The organism is uncultured Tyzzerella sp. (assembly GCF_963558545.1).
Classification (GTDB): Bacteria; Bacillota; Clostridia; order Lachnospirales; family CAG-274; genus Tyzzerella.
On the sequence record NZ_CAUWHO010000093.1, the window covers coordinates 1 to 3,576 of the forward strand.

Below are 3,576 nucleotides of genomic sequence, written 5' to 3' on the forward strand. Positions count from 1 at the left end.
CATTAAAATTACCAACACCTTTATTAGGGAATACTATCTCCTCTATATCAATTATTTCTTCTACATACTTTTTAGCCATAAAAATCTCCTTTAATAATAATTAATCAATAATTATAAATTAAAAAGACTTTATTTTAATTAACATTGTTTATATTATATATTTAAATCAATTATTTAGATAGTTTATATCTAAAAATAGATACTTATAAATATTTTATTTATAAAAATTAAAAATATATTCTATATAAAAATGAAATAAAATAAAGTCTTTATTATAAAATTATTTGTATATAGTACCACCACCAAGAACATACTCTCCGTCATAAAAAACAGCAGCTTGACCTGGAGTAACAGCTCTTTGAGGTTGTTCAAAAATGGCTTCTACCATATTATAATCCACTTTTCTTATTATACAAGGAGATTGCTTTTGGCTGTATCTAAGTTTACCTAAAACTTCAACTTCACCTTGTATATCTTCAACGCTCATAAAGTTAAAATCTTTTATCAACACTCTATTTTTAAATAATCCGTCATTTTCAGTTAAAACAACTTCGTTTTTGTCTGCTTTAATTTCAGATACATACATAGGTTTACCAAAAGCTATCCCAAGCCCTTTTCTTTGACCTATAGTATAATTAGCTATACCTTTATGCCTTCCTAATATATTTCCATTAATATCTATAAAGTTTCCTTGTTTAATATCAATATTAGAATTTTCTTTAATAAATTTTGAATAATCTCCGTCAGGCACAAAACATATATCTTGGCTATCTGGTTTATTAGCAATTATAAGTCCAATATCTTTTGCAATTTTTCTAACTGTATCTTTATCATAATCACCAATTGGCATTAAAGTTTTTTCTAATTGAAATTGGGTTAAGTTGTATAAGGCATAAGTTTGGTCTTTAGCTTCTGTATTTGCTGTTTTAATAGTATACCTGTTAGTTAAAGGGTGTTTTACTATTCTTGCATAATGACCAGTAGCTATATAATCTGCACCTAATGCTAAAGCTTTGTTTAAAAGACTTTCCCATTTTACATATCTATTACAAGCAATACAAGGGTTAGGGGTTAATCCTTTAGAATATTCATCTATAAAATAATCTATAACATTTTGTTTAAATTCTTTTTTAAAATTTAAAACATAATAAGGTATATTAAGCTTTCTGGCAACACTTCTAGCGTCATCTACTGCAGAAAATCCACAACACCCTCCATTGTCTTCAAGGCATTCTCTTTCTTCATCTTGCCATATTTGCATAGTAATACCTATAACATCATAGCCTTGTTCTTTTAATAAATAAGCAGTAACAGAACTGTCAACGCCTCCACTCATACCAACTACAACTTTTTTCATAAATATCCCCTATTCTTCATTTTCAATATGATGATGGTGGTCAGAATCTTTAGGAGCTTCTAAACCTTCTATTGTTATATTATTTTTCTTAGCATAATCCCATAAAGCAGATTGTAAAGCTTCTTCTGCAAGGCAAGAGCAATGTACTTTAACAGGAGGTAGCCCATCTAAAGCTTCCATAACAGATTTATTTGTTATTTTAAGAGCTTCTTCAATAGTTTTTCCTATTATAAGCTCAGTTGCCATACTACTTGTAGCAACAGCAGCACCACAACCAAATGTTTTAAATTTAGCATCTCTAACTATGTTATCTTCTATTTTTAAATAAACTTTCATTATATCGCCACATTTAGCGTTTCCAACAGTACCAACACCACTAGCATCTTCTATTTCTCCTACATTTCTAGGATTCATAAAATGGTCCATAACTTTTTCACTATATTGCATAATCTTCATTTTCCTTTCAATTTTTCTAATATATATAACTATTTATAAAATTAATATTATTTTTGACTAGCTAAAAATTCTTCATATAAAGGAGATATTTCTCTCATTCTAGTAACAATAGGAGGTAATTTTTCTAATATATAGTCTACGTCTTCTTCCGTATTATATAATCCTAAAGATAATCTAAGAGAGCCGTGAGCCTTTTCGTGAGGTAATCCAATAGCTAATAAAACGTGAGATGGGTCTAATGAACCAGATGTACAAGCACTACCACTAGAAGCACAAATATCATTCATATCTAAAAGTAATAAAACAGATTCTCCTTCTATAAATTCAAATGATATGTTACAATTACCAGGCATTCTGTTTTCTCTAGTCCCATTTAACCTAGAATAAGGTATAGCATTTAATATGCCGTCTATTAACTTATCTCTTAATTTTGTAAGTCTATCTATTTCTTCGTCCATTTCTTCTACAGCAAGCTCAATAGCAGTTCCCATACCTATAATACTGTCTATATTTTCAGTACCAGCTCTTCTATTTCTTTCTTGAGCACCACCGTGTATTAATGGTGTAATTTTTATGCCTTTTCTTATATATAAAGCACCTATCCCTTTAGGTCCATAAAACTTATGTGCAGACATAGATAAAAGGTCTATGTTCATATCTTTAACATCAATAGGTATGTGCCCAACGGCCTGAACAGCATCTGTATGGAAAAGTATACCTTTTTCTTTAGCTATTTTACCTATTTCTTTGATAGGATTTATTGTACCTATCTCATTGTTAGCAAACATTATAGATATAAGTATAGTGTCTTCTCTTATAGCATCTTTTAATTGGTCTATACTTATATTACCTTCTTCATCTACAGGTAAATATGTTACTTCATACCCAATAGTTTCTAAATATTGACAAACGTGTAGTATTGCGTGGTGTTCTACATTAGTTGTTATAATGTGCTTCCCTTTTTGTTTATAGCTTTCTGCAATACCTTTTAATGCCCAATTGTTAGATTCAGACCCACCACCAGTAAAATATATTTCATTTTTATCTGCATTAATAGCTTTTGCTACTTTTTCTCTATTTTCTTCTACAATAGATTTATTTTCTCTGGCTATTTTATATATACTAGAAGGGTTACCATAAGCTTTTTCTAAGTTTTCTATCATAACTTTTGCAACTTCTGGCCTTATTCTAGTTGTACCAGCATTATCTAAATAAATTTCTTTTTTCATAAAAACCGTCTCCTATTCGTCTTTAATTAGGTCCTTTAGGCTTATAGAATGTGCAGCTTCTGCAAGTTTATCGCTTATAACTTCCCAAGCATCTTTTACTACACATTCGTTACAATTAGCATCGCCACATCTTTTCTTAGGTGGTTGATTTTCTAAGCAGTCTACAAGAGCAAGACTTCCTTCTAATATTTTTAATAAATCACCTACGGATATATCCTCTGGGTTTCTATTTAAAACGTACCCACCTTGAGCTCCTCTAACACTTTTTACAACTTCTGCTTTCTTTAAAACTGCCATAAGCTGTTCAAGGTAATTTTCTGGTATACCTTGTCTTTGTGCTATACTTTTAAGTGAAATACATTTATCATCTTTAGAATTCATAGCTAAGTCTACCATAGCTTTTATTCCATATCTACCACGAGTTGAAATCTTCATATTTTCCTCCTATAAATAATATATAAAAATATAACTATTATAATATCAAATTTTATAAATAAACAATAAAAATTTTAAGTTATAAAACTATATAATACT

Annotated in this window: 4 protein-coding genes; all 4 read right to left on the reverse strand. The window is 29.3% G+C overall.

Annotated features, from left to right (window positions below):
• Positions 1–280: 280 nt before the first annotated feature.
• From mnmA to R5Z65_RS09700, 4 genes are read right to left on the reverse strand one after another with little or no spacing between them, the layout of a single operon-like run.
• On the reverse strand, positions 281–1,357 hold the full coding sequence (gene mnmA / locus R5Z65_RS09685) for a tRNA 2-thiouridine(34) synthase MnmA (protein WP_317368799.1): 1,077 nt from the start codon (positions 1,355–1,357) through the stop codon (positions 281–283).
• Between the two features lie 9 nt (positions 1,358–1,366).
• Positions 1,367–1,804, reverse strand: a complete 438-nt coding sequence (nifU, locus tag R5Z65_RS09690) for a Fe-S cluster assembly scaffold protein NifU (RefSeq protein ID WP_317368800.1) — start codon at positions 1,802–1,804, stop codon at positions 1,367–1,369.
• 56 nt (positions 1,805–1,860) lie between these two features.
• Positions 1,861–3,042: a cysteine desulfurase NifS gene (gene nifS / locus R5Z65_RS09695; RefSeq protein WP_317368801.1), complete on the reverse strand. Its 1,182-nt coding sequence runs from the start codon at positions 3,040–3,042 to the stop codon at positions 1,861–1,863.
• 12 nt (positions 3,043–3,054) lie between these two features.
• Positions 3,055–3,477, reverse strand: coding sequence for an Rrf2 family transcriptional regulator (locus tag R5Z65_RS09700; RefSeq protein WP_317368803.1), 423 nt, complete (start codon positions 3,475–3,477; stop codon positions 3,055–3,057).
• Positions 3,478–3,576 lie beyond the last annotated feature (99 nt).

What these genes read in the sequence shown, in the direction of transcription:
- mnmA (WP_317368799.1), bottom strand. Translation starts at nt 1,357, where the DNA reads ATGAAAAAAGTTGTAGTTGGTATGAGTGGAGGCGTTGACAGTTCTGTT.
- nifU (WP_317368800.1), bottom strand. Translation starts at nt 1,804, where the DNA reads ATGCAATATAGTGAAAAAGTTATGGACCATTTTATGAATCCTAGAAAT.
- nifS (WP_317368801.1), bottom strand. Translation starts at nt 3,042, where the DNA reads ATGAAAAAAGAAATTTATTTAGATAATGCTGGTACAACTAGAATAAGG.
- R5Z65_RS09700 (WP_317368803.1), bottom strand. Translation starts at nt 3,477, where the DNA reads ATGAAGATTTCAACTCGTGGTAGATATGGAATAAAAGCTATGGTAGAC.